15 protein-coding genes are annotated in these 16,130 nt (G+C 66.2%); 10 read left to right on the forward strand and 5 right to left on the reverse strand.

The window, feature by feature from the left end; all coding sequences use genetic code 11:
• Positions 1-59: 59 nt before the first annotated feature.
• Both AB4Y35_RS06370 and AB4Y35_RS06375 read right to left on the reverse strand, forming a co-directional pair.
• On the reverse strand, positions 60-1,148 hold the full coding sequence (locus AB4Y35_RS06370) for a lactonase family protein (protein ID WP_368703766.1): 1,089 nt from the start codon (positions 1,146-1,148) through the stop codon (positions 60-62).
• A 39-nt stretch (positions 1,149-1,187) separates the two neighbouring features.
• Positions 1,188-2,519 (reverse strand): MFS transporter, encoded by a 1,332-nt coding sequence (locus AB4Y35_RS06375; protein ID WP_368703767.1) that lies wholly within the window; start codon positions 2,517-2,519, stop codon positions 1,188-1,190.
• A 280-nt stretch (positions 2,520-2,799) separates the two neighbouring features.
• Here AB4Y35_RS06375 and AB4Y35_RS06380 point away from each other — a divergent pair, with 280 nt between their 5' ends.
• The gene (locus tag AB4Y35_RS06380; protein WP_368703768.1) at positions 2,800-4,383 is read left to right on the forward strand and encodes an aldehyde dehydrogenase (NADP(+)); all 1,584 of its coding nucleotides are present in this window, start codon (positions 2,800-2,802) and stop codon (positions 4,381-4,383) included.
• Positions 4,384-4,481: 98 nt separating this feature from the next.
• On the opposite strand, the gene AB4Y35_RS06385 is transcribed toward AB4Y35_RS06380, so the two are convergent.
• Positions 4,482-5,222, reverse strand: a complete 741-nt coding sequence (locus AB4Y35_RS06385; protein ID WP_368686772.1) for a FadR/GntR family transcriptional regulator — start codon at positions 5,220-5,222, stop codon at positions 4,482-4,484.
• A 527-nt stretch (positions 5,223-5,749) separates the two neighbouring features.
• Between AB4Y35_RS06385 and AB4Y35_RS06390 the strand changes: the two genes are divergently transcribed.
• The 8 genes from AB4Y35_RS06390 (at position 5,750) to AB4Y35_RS06425 (ending at position 11,792) form a co-directional block, all read left to right on the forward strand.
• Positions 5,750-6,355 (forward strand): c-type cytochrome, encoded by a 606-nt coding sequence (locus AB4Y35_RS06390; RefSeq protein WP_133184702.1) that lies wholly within the window; start codon positions 5,750-5,752, stop codon positions 6,353-6,355.
• 94 nt (positions 6,356-6,449) lie between these two features.
• Complete coding sequence (locus AB4Y35_RS06395) at positions 6,450-7,733, forward strand: cytochrome c (RefSeq protein ID WP_368703869.1); 1,284 nt, start codon at positions 6,450-6,452, stop codon at positions 7,731-7,733.
• Positions 7,734-7,740: 7 nt separating this feature from the next.
• Positions 7,741-7,923 carry a hypothetical protein gene (locus tag AB4Y35_RS06400; RefSeq protein WP_342923465.1) on the forward strand — a complete coding sequence of 61 codons (183 nt, stop codon included), beginning with the start codon at positions 7,741-7,743 and terminating at the stop codon, positions 7,921-7,923.
• Between the two features lie 28 nt (positions 7,924-7,951).
• Positions 7,952-8,527 (forward strand): cytochrome C oxidase subunit II, encoded by a 576-nt coding sequence (locus AB4Y35_RS06405; protein ID WP_368703769.1) that lies wholly within the window; start codon positions 7,952-7,954, stop codon positions 8,525-8,527.
• On the forward strand, positions 8,517-10,142 hold the full coding sequence (locus AB4Y35_RS06410; RefSeq protein WP_133184557.1) for a b(o/a)3-type cytochrome-c oxidase subunit 1: 1,626 nt from the start codon (positions 8,517-8,519) through the stop codon (positions 10,140-10,142). The genes AB4Y35_RS06405 and AB4Y35_RS06410 overlap by 11 nt, the downstream gene beginning before the upstream one ends.
• Complete coding sequence (locus AB4Y35_RS06415; RefSeq protein ID WP_368686768.1) at positions 10,139-10,936, forward strand: cytochrome c; 798 nt, start codon at positions 10,139-10,141, stop codon at positions 10,934-10,936. Before AB4Y35_RS06410 ends, AB4Y35_RS06415 begins: the two co-directional genes overlap by 4 nt.
• Positions 10,937-11,015: 79 nt before the next feature.
• A complete protein-coding gene (locus tag AB4Y35_RS06420; RefSeq protein ID WP_368703770.1) occupies positions 11,016-11,444 on the forward strand; it encodes an OsmC family protein in 429 nt (142 codons plus the stop codon).
• A gap of 9 nt (positions 11,445-11,453) precedes the next feature.
• On the forward strand, positions 11,454-11,792 hold the full coding sequence (locus AB4Y35_RS06425; protein ID WP_254315481.1) for a cupin domain-containing protein: 339 nt from the start codon (positions 11,454-11,456) through the stop codon (positions 11,790-11,792).
• 93 nt (positions 11,793-11,885) lie between these two features.
• On the opposite strand, the gene AB4Y35_RS06430 is transcribed toward AB4Y35_RS06425, so the two are convergent.
• Together AB4Y35_RS06430 and AB4Y35_RS06435 are read right to left on the reverse strand one after the other, a co-directional pair.
• On the reverse strand, positions 11,886-13,319 hold the full coding sequence (locus tag AB4Y35_RS06430) for a cytochrome-c peroxidase (RefSeq protein ID WP_368703771.1): 1,434 nt from the start codon (positions 13,317-13,319) through the stop codon (positions 11,886-11,888).
• Positions 13,320-13,503: 184 nt separating this feature from the next.
• Positions 13,504-15,186 carry a phospholipase C gene (locus AB4Y35_RS06435; RefSeq protein ID WP_368703870.1) on the reverse strand — a complete coding sequence of 561 codons (1,683 nt, stop codon included), beginning with the start codon at positions 15,184-15,186 and terminating at the stop codon, positions 13,504-13,506.
• Between the two features lie 627 nt (positions 15,187-15,813).
• Between AB4Y35_RS06435 and AB4Y35_RS06440 the strand changes: the two genes are divergently transcribed.
• Entirely contained in the window at positions 15,814-16,071 is a 258-nt protein-coding gene (locus AB4Y35_RS06440) for a hypothetical protein (protein ID WP_368686766.1), read from the forward strand.
• Positions 16,072-16,130 lie beyond the last annotated feature (59 nt).

Genomic DNA, 16,130 nt, shown 5'->3' on the forward strand with positions numbered 1-16,130 from the left:
ATTACCTGTAAAAGTGCGGCGCGCTGCGCCCTGACAATCGAAACCTTGAATTGATGCGGTCAAGCGTTGGCGGCGACGATCTCCACCCAGTTCGCGCCGTGGCCGCCCTCGCCGCGTGAGACGGCTGTGAGCGCGCCGCTCGCCGCATCGATCGCGTAGACCGACACGTGTTGCGATTTTTCTCCGCACGCCACGAGAAAACGGCCCGTCGGGTCGATGCGAAAACCGCGCGGCTGTGTTTCCGTCGCGGTCGCGCCGACGTATTCGAGCGCGCCGTCTTGAGACACGCGCAGCGTGAGAATCTGGCTCGTCGTGCGCTCGGACACGTAGACGAAGCGCCCATCGGGCGAGACATGGATATCCGCGGCCCAGACGAGCTTCGCGAGCACAGCGGGATCGGGCTGCACGGGGTCCGTGGGGCTCGGGCGCGCAAAGCCGTCGTTCAGATGCGCGAGCACCGGCGCGCGCGGCGAGACGTGCAGCGCCGTGAGCTTGCCCGTGGCGGCGTCGCGCGCGAACACCGCCACCGTCGCGCGGAATTCGCTCAGCACGTACAACACGTCGCCGCTGGGCGAAAAGCGCAGATGCCGCGGACCGAAGCCCGCGCCGAGATCGACCGCACCGATCTCGACGAGGCGCCCCGCGTCTTCCAGCGCGAAAACAAACACGCGGTCGCTGCCGAGCGACGACGCATAGGCGAAGCGCCCGTCGGCGGAAACGATCACGGCGTGCGCGTGCTCGATCTCGCCGATCACCTGCAGCGGCGCGCCATTACCGCTCTCGAGATCGTTCGCGCCATACAGGCTCACGCGATGCTCGCCGTACGAGGCGCCCAGCAGGAAACGCCCCTGCGGCTCGGCACACAGATACGCGAGGCTCGATTCGATCGGCGTCTGCACGCGCGGCGCGAGACTGCCGCTTTGCGCGTCGATGGCGTAGTCGTTGATGCGCTTGTCCGCGCCTCGCGTGGCCGCGTACAGGCGGCGGCGATCGGGCGAGAGCGCCATCGGCATCACATTGTCCTGCGCGGCCACGCGCGCTTGCGGCGTGAGCGCACCGTTACGCGCATCGAGATGAAACACGCCAATGTCGCCGTCTTTCGAATTCGCGACGTAGACGAAGAAGCGTTCGGGGTTCGGCTGGTTCATGGTGCGGGTTTCCTTCTCGATTGAGGGTTGCGCGCGGGCTCAGTGCGCGCCGCTGCGGACCGGATCGTCGGCGAAAGCGCGGCGCGACGGCTTGTTACGGGCGAGGAAGGCGGCGGCGGCGGCAATCAGCGAGGTCACGCCAAGGCCATAGAGGCCGCCCGTAATCGAGCCCGTATGCTGTTGAAGATAGCCGAAGGTGGCCGGCGCGAAGAACCCGCCCAGGTTGCCGAGCGAATTGATGAGCGCGATCACGCCGGCGGCCACGCGGGTGTCGAGATAGCCCTGCGGCATCGGCCAGAACAGCGACGAAGCCGCCTTGAAGCCGATGGCCGAGAAGCAGATCGCCACGAACGAGAACACCGGGTCCGACGAGGTCGAAGCGAACAGGCCACAGGCCGCGATCACGAGGGCGACGGCGAGCCACGCCTGCTGGAAGCGGTACTTCGCCGAGAGCAGCGCGAAGCAGTACATCGCGACGATCGCGATCATCCACGGAATGGCGTTGTAGAGGCCCACCTGGAAGTCGGTCAGGCCACCCATCTTGCGGATGATCGTGGGCAGCCAGAACGTGGCCGCGTAGATCGTGAGCTGAATGGCGAAGTAGAGGAAGCAGAACAGCACGATCTGCGGGTCCTTCAGGAGGCGCAGCACCGGCACGTGCGTGCCCGTGGCGGCTTCGCGCTCGGCCTGCTCGCGCACCATGTAGGTCTCGAGCGCGCCCTGTTCGTCGTTCGTGAGCCAGTGGGCATCGCGAATGCGCGACTTCAGGAACACCCAGCTCACGCCGCACAGCACGATGGAAAAGCCGCCTTCGATCAGGAACATCCACTGCCAGCCCGCGAGACCGAGGCCGCGCACCGACAGCAGCGCGCCCGTGATCGGGCCCGAGAGCACCGAGGCGAACGCCGAGCCCGCGAGAAACACGGCCGCCGCCTTGCCGCGTTCCTTCTGCGGCAGCCACTGCGCGAAGTAATAGATCACGCCGGGAAAGAAACCGGCTTCGGCCACGCCCAGCAGAAACCGCAGCACGTAGAACGAGGTGTCGTTGTGCACGAACGCCATGGCGGCGGCCACCACGCCCCACGTGCCCATGATGCGCGTGAGCCACGCGCGTGCGCCATACTTTTGCATGAGGATGTTGGACGGCACCTCGAAGATCGCGTAGCCCACGAAGAACAGCCCCGCGCCGAACCCATACGCCGCCGCCGAAAGACCGATATCGGCTTTCATGTGCGCGCCGGCGAAACCGACGTTCACACGGTCGATATAGTTCGCGATGAACATGATGAGGAAGAGCGGGAGCACGTGCCGCAGGACCTTGGCGCTGGCTGACTCCAGCAGGTCCTCATAACGGTTGGCGGGGGCGGACATCGGGGTTGTCTCCTTTGGCGCGGGCGGCGCGCGGATTGGATCGCGGTTTGAATGCTTTGTGGTACGTTGTCTGATGACATTCTAAGCTTGCCCGCCGAGGGAGCCAATGTCGTGTTTACCCTGCTCTGGAACGGGAATCATAACCGATAAAGCTTGAATTGGCGCACCTGTAGCGCTTCCCGGCGGCCAAAGGCGCCTGCCGCGGGTGTGCGCTGGCGACGATCTGGCGTATGATAGTTGTACGATGACTTAACTCACTGCAACGAGACTCGGAGACGATATGCAAATCACTGGCGACATGCTCATTGGAGGCCGCGCGGTGCGCGGCTCGGAAAAGCCGCTCGCGGCTTTCAATCCCGCCACGGGCGAAGCGATCCCCGCACCGGCCTTCGGCAGCGGCACGGCCGCCGACGTCGACGCCGCCTGCCAGCTCGCCGCCGCGGCGTTCGACGCGTACCGCACGCTACCGCTCGCCGTGCGCGCGGCGTTCCTCGACCGCATCGCCGACGGCATCGCCGCGCTCGGCGACATGCTCACCGAACGCGCCCACGCGGAAACCGGCCTGCCCAAGGCGCGCCTCGAAGGCGAGCGCGGCCGTACCGTCGGTCAACTCAAACTGTTCGCCCAGGAAGTGCGCCAGGGCCTGTGGCTCACGCCCACGCTCGACGCCGCCCTGCCCGAGCGCAAGCCGCTGCCGCGCGCCGACCTGCGTCTGCAGAAAATCGCGCTCGGCCCGGTCGCCGTGTTCGGCGCGAGCAACTTCCCGCTCGCGTTCTCGGTGGCGGGCGGCGACACGGCCGCGGCGCTGGCGGCGGGCTGCCCGGTCATCGTCAAGGCGCATGGCGCGCATCTCGGCACCTCGGAGATGGTGGGCCGCGTGATCCAGCAGGCCGTCCAGGAGATGGGGCTGCCCGAGGGCGTGTTCTCGCTCATCGTCGGCGCGGGGCGCACCGTGGGCGAGGCGCTCGTCGCACATCCGGCCATCAAGGCCGTCGGCTTCACCGGCTCGCGCGCGGGCGGCACGGCGCTCATGCGCATCGCCGCGAGCCGGCCCGAGCCCATTCCCGTCTACGCGGAAATGAGCAGCATCAATCCCGTGTTCCTGCTGCCCGAGGCGCTCGCGGCGCGTGGCCCGGCCATCGCACAGGGCTTCGTCGATTCGCTCGTGCTCGGCGCGGGTCAGTTCTGCACGAATCCGGGTCTGGCGATCGGCATCGAGGGCCCGGCGCTCGACCAGTTCGCGCAGGCCGCTGCCCAGGCGCTGGGCATCAAGCCCGCGCAGACCATGCTCACGGCGGGCATCCATGCGGCGTATGAAGAAGGCGCGCGGCGCCTCGCCGAAACCCAGGGCGTGAGCGCCCTCGCGCAAGGCCAGAGCGCGAGCGGCCCGAACCAGGCGTTCGCCGCCCTCTTCGTGACCGACGCGCAAACCTTCCTCGCGCAGCCCGCCCTCGAAGACGAAGTGTTCGGCCCGGCCTCGACGCTCGTGCGCTGCAAGGACGAAGCCGAACTGCTCGCCGTGGCCGAGCACGTCGCGGGCCAGCTCACCGCGACGATCCAGATGGACCGCACCGACGTGCCCGCCGCGATGCGCCTCGTGCCGATCCTCGAGCGCAAGGCCGGCCGCCTGCTCGTGAACGGCTTCCCGACCGGCGTGGAGGTCACGCACGCGATGGTGCACGGCGGCCCGTTCCCGGCCACGTCCGACAGCCGCGCGACCTCGGTGGGCACGAGCGCGATGGAGCGTTTCCTGCGGCCGGTGTGCTATCAGGACTTCCCGGCCGAGCTGCTGCCGCAGGCGCTCGCGGACGCCAATCCGCTCGACCTCTGGCGGCGCAAGAATGGCGAGATGGTGCGAGGCTGAGTTGCCTCGTTAGCGCCTTGTGCGCATCGCAAATGAAAACAGCGGCTGCAGTTCAACCTGCGGCCGCTGTTTTTTTGCAGGCTACGCGCTGGAACGCGCTATGCCTTTTCGCCCGACTCCGCCGCCGCGCGGCGCAGCCGCTCGCGGCTGCTCGACAGATGCATGCGCATGGCTGCGCGTGCGCCATCCGGATCGTGACGGGCGATAGCGTCGAAAATGCTCTCGTGCTCGCGGTTCACCAGCTCGGCGTAAGCCTGCGGATCGCGATGCGCGATGCCGGCCGAATCCACGCGCCGGCGCGGTATCAGCGCCGCACCCATCTGCGTGAGGATGTCGACGAAATAGCGGTTGCCCGTGGCGCGCGCCACCGAGATGTGGAATTCGAGGTCGGCGCCCGAACTGTCGCCACCCGTGCGAATGACGACGTCGAGTGTGTCGAGCGCGGCGCGCATGCCCGCCAGGTCGCGCTCGCTCGCACGCTGGGCGGCAAGGCCCGCGGCCTCCGTTTCGAGGCTGATGCGCAGCTCCAGCACGGACAGCACATCGTCCAGCGTGCTGGCCGGGACGACGTCGAGATCGAGCGGCTCGCGGCGCGGCTCCAGCACGAAGCTGCCGATGCCGTGACGCGTTTCGATCACCGACATGGCTTGCAGACGCGAGATCGCCTCGCGCACCACCGTGCGGCTCACGCCCAGTTGCGTCATGAGGTTGCTTTCGGTGGGCAGTTTGTCGCCGGGCTTGAGCGCGCGCGTGGCGATCTGCTCGCTGATGAAGTTGACGACCTGCTCGGCGAGATTGCGGCTACGCGCGGCGATGGGCGTGGCAAGCGACTCCGCCATGTGGATCTCCTTGGCTCGATATGCGTGCGTAAGTCATTCCATTATACGTTGTCGGACAACCGCCGGAAAAGCGCGCGAGCATGCGACTGAGGACATCCTACGACTGCATGATGCGCGTCATCCAGGCAGGCCCGGACACCCCACGAAACCGCGCCGTAAACGATCCTCATTTTATTTCGCATTCCGATGCAATTCGCGCCGTGACGAGCCGCGGCGGGAAGCACATATCGTTGTGTTAGCAAACATGTCTCGCTGCAATAATCCGGCAGATTTATTTGCACATCCTGGCTGCACAAGTCGTCGTTCTCCGATAATCTCCTCAACAAGGTGCGCGCCCGGCCGTCTTACACAATGAGAATCCCCCACGGACGACGCCTCAACTGATATCGAATCGCAACGCGTTTGTGTCGTTACCATCCGCAACGAGGGAATCATTGAGAACCCGCATCGTCCTGATCATCCTTGCGCTCGCGCTGCCATGGGCGCCGCTCCTCGCGGCGCCGCCCGCCGAGCCCGCGCCTGACACGATGCAGGCCCGCGTGATGGGTTGCGCGGCCTGTCACGGCGCACACGGCGAAGGCACCGACAACGACTACTTCCCGCGTCTCGCGGGCAAGCCGGCGGGGTATCTGTTCAACCAGCTCGTCGCCTTCCGCGACGGCGGCCGCAGCTACCCGCCCATGAACTATCTGCTGGCGTATCTGCCCGACGCCTACCTCAAGCAGATCGCGGAATTCTTCTCGCAGCAGCACCCGCCCTATCCGCCGCCCGCCAAACCCACGGTCGATGCAGCCACGCTCGCGCTCGGCAAAACGCTCGTCATGAACGGTGACAGCAAGCGCAACGTGCCCGCCTGCGCAGGCTGCCACGGCGCCTCGCTCACGGGCATGCAGCCGGCCATTCCGGGCCTCGTGGGGCTGCATGCGAACTACATCAGCGCGCAGCTCGGCGCGTTCCGCTACGGCACGCGCCGTGCCGCCGCGCCCGACTGCATGCACGACATCGCCACCCGTCTCGCCGACCGCGACATCACCGCGATCGCGGCCTGGCTCTCGTCGCAACCCGCGCCCGCCGATACGACACCGGCGGCGGCCTCGCCGCTGCCGCTCGCGTGCGGCAGCGTCCATAACTAGCCGGGGCCTCGACGTGCGCAGACTTCGATCCCTTCTCCCGTCATCGTCCAGGCCGCTCACGACGCGCCTCTCGCTCGCGGCCGCCACGCTCTGCATGGGCGCCGCGGTCGCGCTCGCGCAAACGGCCGCGCCCAGCGCGAACGCCGCGGACGCGGCGAGCGCCGCCGCGGCGGCAGCCACGGCCAACGCGAAGCCGGTCGCGAGCAACGCCGAACTGATCGCGCGCGGCGAATATCTCGCGCGCGCCGGCGACTGCATTGCGTGCCACACGGTGCCGTCCGAGCAGATGTTCGGCGGCGGGCGCCCGATGGAAACGCCGTTCGGCACGCTCTACACGCCGAACATCTCGTCGGACAAGACCTTCGGCATCGGCGCGTGGACCGCCGACGAGTTCTACCGCATGCTGCACGAGGGCAAGTCGCGCGACGGCACGCTGCTCTATCCGGCCATGCCGTTCGCGTCGTACACCAAGGTCACGCGCGCGGACTCGGACGCCATCTTCGCGTACCTGCTCTCCACACAGCCCGTGCACAAGGAGAACCGCCCGCACGACCTGCGCTTCCCGTATAACAAGCGCGCGCTGCTGCTCGGCTGGCGCACGCTGTTCTTCCGCCAGGGCGAGTTCAAGCCCGACCCGAAGCAGTCCGCCGAATGGAATCGCGGCGCCTATCTCGTGGAGGGCCTCGGCCACTGCACGATGTGCCATACGGCCATCAACGCGCTGGGCGGCAACTCGCCCTCGAAGGCGTTCGAGGGCGGTCTGATTCCCGTGCAGAACTGGTACGCGCCTTCGCTCACCTCGAACAAGGAAGCGGGCCTTGGCGACTGGAGCATCGAGGACATCGTCGATCTGCTGCACGCGGGCGTGTCGAAGCGCGGCGCCGTGTACGGGCCGATGGCCGAAGTGGTCTACGACAGCTTCCAGTACCTCACCGAAGACGACGTGCGCGCCGTGGCCGTCTATCTGAAGTCGCTGCCGGGCCGCAACAACGAGGTCGACAAGTCGCCCAAGAGCACCTTCGTGACGGAGGAAGCCGCCCGCCTCGTGCCGCTCGGCAGGAAGATCTACGAGTCGCAGTGTGCGGTCTGCCACGCCACCGAAGGCCAGGGCAAGCCCCCGCATTTCCCGCCGCTCGCCGACAACCAGTCGATCCAGATGAACTCGGCCGTGAATCCCATCCGCATGGTGCTCAACGGCGGCTATGCGCCGGGCACGCGCAAGAACCCCATGCCCTATGGCATGCCGCCCTTCGCGCAGTCGCTCTCCGATGAAGAAGTGGCGGCCGTGGTCACGTATATCCGCACGGCGTGGGGCAATCACGGCACGCCGGTTTCCGAACACGAAGTGAACGCGCTGCGTTCCGCGCCGCTTTTCTGAGGCTGCGATGATCGAAACTCCCGTACCCGAACAACCGGGCGAGCGCCCGCAACACGAACAGGTCGACGAGATCGTGGCCGGCGGCCCGGGCGGCGCGCTCGCGCTAGCGGGCATCGCCACGGCGATCGTCGCCGCGCTCTGGTTCATCTTCTACTTCGTCGTGTTCCTGCCGCGCGGCGTCATCCAATAGCTCAGACAGACAAGAAAAGGCCGGCCTCATGTCGAATCCGCTCGATAACCATGCCAGTGCCGAAGTCGCCGCGCGCGTCGAGCGCCGCTGGGCGATTCTCATGGTGGCGTTCGTCTCCCTGCTCGTGGCCGTGGTGGTGTTCACGGGCCTGCATTGGGCCATGATGCCGCCCTCGCGCGTGGAACTCGTCAATCCGCAAACGCTGCACATCTCCGGCGAATTCGTCGAGTCGAACCTCGGCAGCGCCGTGGAGACCGACGGTTCCGTGACAGTGCGCATTCTCGCGCAGGAATACTCGTTCACGCCCCAATGCATCCTCGTTCCGGCAAACACGCCCATCACGTTCCGCGCGACGAGCTCCGATGTCGTGCACGGCTTTCTCATCACGGACACCAACCTGAACTCGATGGTCGAGCCGGGCTACATCTCGACGTTCCGCACGACTTTCGACAAACCCTCCGACCACCTCATGCCGTGCCACGAATACTGCGGCACGGGCCACCAGGGCATGTGGGCCCACGTGAAGGTCATCGACCGCGATGCCTTCATGCAGATGGCGAACCAGCCAGGCAATTCCGCGCGGAGACTCAGCTGTGTTAAATAACAAGCGACTCGTACTCGCCCACTTCTGGCTCGCGTTCATCGTCTTCGGCGTGGCGCTGCTGCTCGGCGCGTGGCAGATGTTCGTGCGCAGCCCGCTGCATCCGTGGCTCAACGACCCCGAGCTGTACTACCGCTCGGTCACGGAGCACGGCACCGTGATGGGTTATGTGTTTCCCACGCTCATCGCGATGGGCTTCGGCTACGCGGTCAGCGAACTGGCGCTCAAGCGCCCGCTCGTGGGCGTGAAGTGGGCCTGGCTCGGCTTCATCCTGCTCGCGCTCGGCGCCGTCACGGCCTCGGTGCCCGTGGCGCTCGGCCTCGCCTCCGTGCTCTACACGTTCTACCCGCCGATGATCGGCAACGTGTTCTATTACCTCGGCGTCGTGCTCGTCGTGGTGGGCTCGTGGGTCTGGGTCGCGCTGATGGGCATCAACACCGCGAAATGGAAACGCGAGAATCCCGGCAAACCGCTGCCGCTCGCCATGTTCGCGACCACGGCGGGCGCGTATCTGTGGGGCTGGACCGCGGTGGGCGCGGCCATCGAAGTGCTGTTCCAGATCCTGCCCGTGGCCTTCGGCTGGCGCAATACGATCGACGCGGGCCTCGCGCGCGTGTTCTTCTCCTGGACCCTGCACGCCATCGTCTACTTCTGGCTCGTGCCCGCCTATATCGCCTACTACACGATCGTCCCGCGCGCGATCGGCGGCCGGCTCTACAGCGACGTGATGGCGCGCATCTCGTTCATCCTGTTCCTCGTGGTGGCCATGCCGATTGGCATACACCACCTGTTCACCGATCCGCAGGTGGGCTCGGGCTTCAAGTTCGTGCAGTCGGTGTTCACGGCGCTCGTCTCGGTGCCCACGCTGCTCACCGTGTTCACGATCTGCGCGTCGGTCGAAATCGCCGGGCGGCTGCGCGGCGGCAAGGGGCCGTTCGGCTGGATCGCGAAGCTGCCGTGGCAGAACCCGCAAATGCTGGCGGTGGCGTTCTCGTTCGTCATGCTCGGCTTCGGCGGCGCGGGCGGCCTCATCAACATGAGCTACCAGCTCGACCAGTCCGTGCACAACACGCAATGGATCACGGGCCACTTTCACCTGATCTATGGCGGCGCGATCGTCATCATGTACTTCGCCATCGCCTACGACCTGTGGCCGCAGATCACGGGCCGCGCGCTCAACAACTGGCGCCTCATGCGCTGGCAGCTGTGGCTGTGGTTCATCGGCATGATCGTGACGACCTTCCCGTGGCACCTGGTCGGCCTCATGGGCATGCCGCGGCGTATGGCCTACTACGACTACAGCGACCCGGCGCTCGCGGGCCAGGGCGCGCTCGTGGTGCTCTCGGCCATTGGCGGCCTGATCCTCGTGACCTCGGCGGTGCTGTTCTTCCTGGTGCTGCTGCAAGGGCATCGCAGCGAGGCGGCCGCGCCCGAGGAATATCGCTTCAGCAAGCCGGTGCACGAGTCGGCCACGCTGCCGGTGGCGCTCAATAGCTTCGGGCTGTGGGTCGTGCTGATGGTCGCCCTCACGATCACCAACTATGGCTACCCGATCGCGCAACTGCTGGCGACACCCGAAACGGCCGTGCCCGCGATCCCGATTGGAGCACAGCGATGAGCGACGAACGCCTGTTCTCGTTTCGCAATGTGTGGTTTCGCGCGAGCGTGGGCACGGCGATCGTCGTGTTCGTCGTCTCCGTGCTGATCGGCTTCATCTGGCTGCCTTCCGCCAAGAGCGACCCGTATTTTCAGGGCATCTGGACGGCGATCTGCAGCGCGGCCGGCGTGCCGCGCGACTGGCACCCGGTCGGATCGGCGGTGCCGCCGGGCTACAAGCTGAGCCAGGTCGAACTGACGCCGCACATGCTCGATGGGGCGACGACGCTCTCGGTTGGCCGCGGCGCGACGCTCGCCTTGCGCTGCACGATGTGCCATGGCCCGCGCGGCATCAGCATGGCCAATTCGCCGAATCTGGCGGGCCAGTTCGCCATCGTGGTGTTCAAGGAACTGCACGACTTCCAGACCGGCGCCCGCCAGAACGCGGTGATGTCGCCCATGGCGCGCGATCTGTCCGACGAGGACATGCGCGACCTCGCCGCCTACTACGCCTCGCTGCAGCCGATCGCGCACCTGCATGGCGGCGCGCCCGCCATCGTGGCGCACGGCGCGCCGCTGCGCAATATTCCCGCGTGCGCGTCCTGCCATGGCGGCGTGGACAGCAAGATCGGCAGCCCGTGGCTCGACGGCCTGCCGGCCGCGTACACCAAGGCGCAGTTGCTCGCGTTCGCGAACGGCACGCGCCACAACGACATTTCCGAGCAGATGCGCAATATCGCGCGCAACATGACGCCCGAGGAAATCGACGCGGCCGCCGCCTGGTACGCCGGCGAAACGCCACCGAAGCAACCCTGAACCCAACCCTGCGGGCCTTGCGGCGGTACGCAACTTGCGCGCCCTGCACGTCCTTCACCCAACCTCGCGGAGCGACATCATGCAAAAGACGGCATCGGCAAAATGGCACGGCGGCATCAAGGACGGACAGGGCACGATCTCGACGCAGACCGGCGTGCTCAAGGAGGCGCCTTATGGCTTCGCCTCGCGCTTCGAAGGCGGTCCCGGCACCAACCCCGAGGAACTGATCGGCGCGGCGCACGCGGGCTGCTTCACGATGGCGTTCTCGCTCTTTCTCACCCAGGCGGGCTTCACGGCCGAGAGCATCGAGACGAAATCGACCGTCACGCTGGACAAGGTGGGCGAAGGCTTCGCCATCACGAGCTGCCAGCTCGACATGACCGCGAAGATTCCGGGCATCGATCAAGCGAAGTTCGACGAGCTCTCGAAGGGCGCCAAGGAAAACTGCCCGGTGTCGAAGCTCTTCGCCAACAACGCGAAGATCACGCTCAACGCGAAGCTCGCTTGAGAGGCTGTCATGGCCATCCCCCATGCCGCGCCGGGTGAGGTCTTCGACGTGCGTCCGCTGGGCGGCGCGCTCAAGAACACGAAGTCGACCACCCTGATCCGCGCGCAGCAACTCGAAGTCATGCGCATCGTGCTGCCCGCGGGCAAGCGCCTGCCCGAGCACAGCGTGCCCGGCGAGATCACGGTGCAGTGCGTGGAAGGCGTGATCCGCTTCTTCGTGAACGGCGACCCGCGCACCATGCACGCCGGCGACATGCTGCTGCTCGGCGGCGGCGAAACGCACGCGCTGGAAGCGCTCGACGATGCCTCCGTGATCGTCACGATTCATCTCGCCCATGGGGACAAGTAGGGGCTAGCGCGGCATCCACCACAAAAAAAGGCGTGTCCCGGCGAATGCCGGACACGCCCTTTTACTTGTCGAAGACGGGCTGCCCCGCCCCGCTCATGGCTTCGACGGCAACGGCTCGTCGTTGAGCGTCTTGAGGAACGCGATGATGTCCTGAATGTCGCTTTGCGTCATCGCGGGCTTGTCGCCGAACTTGCGGTCGAACGGCGCATCGGTCACGTCCACGTTCTTCTGGAACTGCGGCGGAATATCGTCGTACTTGTCGATCTTGCCGTCGGGGCCGCGCGGATAGAACTTGCCCGGGTCGGTATTGCGATCGTTGTAGAACGCCATCACGTCGTCGAGGTTGTGATACACGCCGTTATGGAAAAACACCGTGCGCGTGGCCGAATTGCGCAGCGTGGGCGTGAGGAACATGCCGCAGTACTGCGTCTGGTCCTTGAAGTCCGAACGGAACGGGCCGCATACGCCCATATCGAAGAAGTGCGGGTCCTTGTTCTGCGCGAGCTTGTTGTTGCGCGGCACGCCCAGCGCCTCGTACTGGTAGTCCGTGAACATGGGCGGCAGGCCGTCCTTGCCGGGCTTCGAGAGATGGCAGCCCGCGCAGTTCGCCTTGTTCGGGTCGTTGAAGAGGCGCAGGCCGCGCAGCTCCGCTTGCGAGAGGCGCGCATGGCCTTCGAGCCAGCGATCGTACTTGCTGTTATACGGGTGGAACGACTGATCCTCCACCTGGTAGCGCGAGATCGCGAACATCGCCTCCGCCACGGCCAGCTTCGGGTCGCTGAAGATCCGGTCGCCGAACAGCTCCGCGAAGTGCTTCGCATATGGCGCCTTTGCGAGCTTCGTCGCCACCTGCTCGATGCTCGTGTTCGCCATTTCCACGGGGTTGAGCAGCGGGCCATACGCCTGTTGCTGCAGCGTGTCGGCGCGGCCGTCCCAGAACAGGCCGCCCTGCGGCACCATCTCCACGGAAGTCGATGCGCCGCCCGCCACCTTCTGCGACTTCACGACGTCGGCGGCGGCCGTGGCCTGCTGGACGACCGTCGGCGCGTCGTCGGCTTCACCCTGGTCGGGACCGATGCTGAAGTTCGGTTGACGGTACAGATACATGAGCGAAGGCGGCGGGCGATAACCCTGCTGGTTCATCGCGAGGCCGCCCATCTGCACGTCGTGCCCGTTGGGAGGACCGTAGGAACGGCCGGGGCTATGGCACGAAGAACAGGACTGCTGACCGGAGCCCGAAAGCGCCGGATCGAAAAAGAGCTGCTTGCCGAGCTGCGCCATCGCCGAAAGCGGTGCGACTGGCGGGCGCTGCAGCACCACGGGGTGTGGATTCGCGCCCGTCAGGTTCTCGACGACCTCGCCCACGGCATCGGGCACGTCGGCCGGGAACGCCACGGCGTAGGCGCAGAAACCCAGTGCGCCGACCGCGATCACGGCGGCGGCGGCGCGCAGGACGATCCGCGCGGGGCTCGCCGCGCTGCGCGGTTTGGGTGAAGACGGTGTTGGCGAAGTGGAAAGCTCGGACATGATGCGATCTTTCTTTGCGTAATACCACGAGAAGGAAAAGCCGAACGCCGCGAGCGCCCAGCGTACATCGAAGCTGGTGCGCAACGCGGCGAGAGCCACACGACGTGACAACGGCGCGAGGCCGGCCGCCTTGCACGCGCGCGACTCGCGCGTGCCGACGATCGAACCTCGCGCCGGACGTCGATCAGATCGACGGCGCGGAGCTCAACTGCGTGCCCAGCGTGCCGTCGAGATACAACACCGGCAGATTACCCGTACCGCTAAAGTTGAACAGCGCGCGCATGTCGCCTGCGGCTGCGTCGAACGAACCGCCGCCAAGGCGTGCGCCGCCGAGCCAGTTGTCTTCGATGAAGCGCACGACCGACGCTTGATCGATGAACGTGTGGTCGACGTAGTTGGCCTTCGCCCACGGCGAGATCACGAGGAACGGAATGCGCGTGCCCGGACCGCAGCGGCCGTTGACCGGCGAGCCCGCGATACCCGTGGGCTGCGTGCCGGTGCCGCACACTGCGTTGCCGTTGAGCTGATCGGCCGCGTTCAACGACGAATGCACCGGCGCCATGTACTGGTGGTCGTACCAGCCATCCGAATCGTCATAGGTCACGACGACGGCCGTGTTCTTCCAGTCGGGCTGCTGCATCAGGAAGTTCACGACCTTGGTCACGAACTGCTGCTCGTCGAGCGGATCCGAATAGCCCGCGTGCGCGTCCTGGGCAGCGGGTGCCTTGAGGAAGCTCACCGACGGGAAGGTACCCGCCTTCACAGCCGCGAAGAAGTCGTCCGAGTCGTACTGGTGGTTCGCCGGATCGAGCGTCTTGCCGTCCGCTTCGAGCGTGGAGCCAATCGCCGCCGTCGCGCTCGGGCGCAGATGCTGCGGGTTCGCCGTCGTCTTGAAGTACTGGAACCAGTTGTGGTGCGGGCTGTAGTCGGCGGTCGCCGCGTTCACGGCCGTGGCGACCGTGCTGCGCAGGCAGCCCGTCGTGCCGTTGGCATTGACCGTCTGCAGGTTGAAGCCGCCCATGAAGCCGCCCCACGTGATCTTCTGCGCGTTCAGCAGGTCGCCGATGTTCTGCGCGTTGATCATGCCCTGGTCGGTCTTGCTCGAGCACGTGTCGTAGCCCGGGTCCACGTCGCCCATCATCGTCAGGCCGCCAGCGCCGTCTTCGATGTAGTAGCTGGGCACCGCAACCGTCGAAGGCAGCTTCGACGTGTTCACGAGTTCGAGACCGTTGGTCTGGCCCGAGACGACTTCGAGCGCGCCCGGCGTCGACGGACCGTAGGTCGTGGTCCATGCGTTGTCGCTCATCGCGAACTTCTGCGCGTAGTTCCACAGCGCCGTGACGGTGTTGCCGTCGTAATAGCCCATCACCTGGCCCTTCGTGCCGAAGGCGCCGGCGCCGCCGCTCGTGCCCTTACCCGTGTACGTCGGGAACAGGTCGAGCAAGCCGTTGTCGCCGGCCTGCTGCTCGGCCGTGTAGGCGTGGTTCTGGTCGGCCGTGGCGGCCTGCGTGCGGTCGAGACGGAACGGCGCCGAAGCGTTCGTGCCGTTGAGCGTCGTGCTCGCATTGCCGTTCGAGTTGATCAGCGCGGTGGTGAGGCCATTGACCGTCGGCGTGCCCGAGGCGGCCGTGAAGGCCGGCTCGCCGCCCGGGTTGGTGGCGCTCGGGTAGGTGGCGAAGTAGTGGTCGAACGAAACGTTCTCGCCGTAAATCACGACGAGGTGCTTGATCGGCGTGGCCGTCGTCAGCGTATCCTGCGCCGACGAGACTGCGGCAGACGTCCCCGAATTCGTATTGCTGCTGCCACATGCAAACAGCGCGGCAGCGAGGCCCGCACAAGGCAGGGCGAGTAATGCTCGGCGATACAACATGTAATTAGGCTCCATCGATTGTTTGAGTTGCTTTTTAGAGTCCTTCAGACGCGGCGCGCACAAGTGCGCCCTGCCGCCGCGCCGTTCAGGGCGGCGCCCATCCAGCGTGCCAACGGGCGCCAATGCGCCTTACATCAGAGCGAGCGCATTACAACATTGCAAGATGACTACACGGCGACCGTTTAATTTCCGAATACTTTCAGTTATTTTCAGAATCGAAAGAATCGCTGGAGGGGCCGTGTGGACCAGGTTCTGGATTCGGCCCCGGATACGGTCCACGCACGGGGGCCGGGATTGAGCCCATTGCACTCCGTGCGGCGCGAGCTATAACTGAAAACACAGTGCGGATGTTCTCTGCGCGCCCGCTCGCCCCTTCTTCTTGCGCCGCGCCGCGCTGTGCCGCCCCCGAATGCGTGGGCGCGCTTCCTTCGTGAGCAGTGAGCTAAGACGTTCGGCAGCCGTGCGCTGCGCGCAGGCATCCCGACTTTCCAGAATGAGTGTGCGGCTTCAGGCTTTGCCTCTTGCTCGCGCGCACCTTCGCCGCGGCGTCACTCCGCCGTTATTCCGAAGTGACTTCGTCGTTGCCGCGAAGGCGCACTCACGAACTCGAGAAAGGAGGTTGATATGACATTACGCCTGGCATTGATCGCCACATGCGTAGCGGCCGTGGCAGCCGTTGCGCCCGGCACGGCGCGCGCGAAGGACGAACCCGTTTCGGAGCAGCGCGCACATCAGACGATGACCGACGATGCCGATGCTTCGGCTCAGGCCAGCACCGACATGTCGTATGGCGGCACGCCCGATACGCACAGCGCCTCGGGCCATCGCACGGGCAAGATGTGCTGGCCGCGTCCCGACTGCGACGTGTTTTTTGGTCACTGAAACGCGCCCGCTGAACGAGCGCCGATGAGCCCGAGGCGGCGGCGCGCAAGATCCGCCGC

The organism is Paraburkholderia sp. EG286A (assembly GCF_040965375.1).
GTDB lineage: Bacteria > Pseudomonadota > Gammaproteobacteria > Burkholderiales > Burkholderiaceae > Paraburkholderia.

Coding starts and splice junctions, on each gene's coding strand:
- AB4Y35_RS06370 (WP_368703766.1), bottom strand. CDS start 1,148: ATGAACCAGCCGAACCCCGAACGCTTCTTCGTCTACGTCGCGAATTCG.
- AB4Y35_RS06375 (WP_368703767.1), bottom strand. CDS start 2,519: ATGTCCGCCCCCGCCAACCGTTATGAGGACCTGCTGGAGTCAGCCAGC.
- AB4Y35_RS06380 (WP_368703768.1), top strand. CDS start 2,800: ATGCAAATCACTGGCGACATGCTCATTGGAGGCCGCGCGGTGCGCGGC.
- AB4Y35_RS06385 (WP_368686772.1), bottom strand. CDS start 5,222: ATGGCGGAGTCGCTTGCCACGCCCATCGCCGCGCGTAGCCGCAATCTC.
- AB4Y35_RS06390 (WP_133184702.1), top strand. CDS start 5,750: ATGCAGGCCCGCGTGATGGGTTGCGCGGCCTGTCACGGCGCACACGGC.
- AB4Y35_RS06395 (WP_368703869.1), top strand. CDS start 6,450: ATGGGCGCCGCGGTCGCGCTCGCGCAAACGGCCGCGCCCAGCGCGAAC.
- AB4Y35_RS06400 (WP_342923465.1), top strand. CDS start 7,741: ATGATCGAAACTCCCGTACCCGAACAACCGGGCGAGCGCCCGCAACAC.
- AB4Y35_RS06405 (WP_368703769.1), top strand. CDS start 7,952: ATGTCGAATCCGCTCGATAACCATGCCAGTGCCGAAGTCGCCGCGCGC.
- AB4Y35_RS06415 (WP_368686768.1), top strand. CDS start 10,139: ATGAGCGACGAACGCCTGTTCTCGTTTCGCAATGTGTGGTTTCGCGCG.
- AB4Y35_RS06420 (WP_368703770.1), top strand. CDS start 11,016: ATGCAAAAGACGGCATCGGCAAAATGGCACGGCGGCATCAAGGACGGA.
- AB4Y35_RS06425 (WP_254315481.1), top strand. CDS start 11,454: ATGGCCATCCCCCATGCCGCGCCGGGTGAGGTCTTCGACGTGCGTCCG.
- AB4Y35_RS06430 (WP_368703771.1), bottom strand. CDS start 13,319: ATGTCCGAGCTTTCCACTTCGCCAACACCGTCTTCACCCAAACCGCGC.
- AB4Y35_RS06440 (WP_368686766.1), top strand. CDS start 15,814: ATGACATTACGCCTGGCATTGATCGCCACATGCGTAGCGGCCGTGGCA.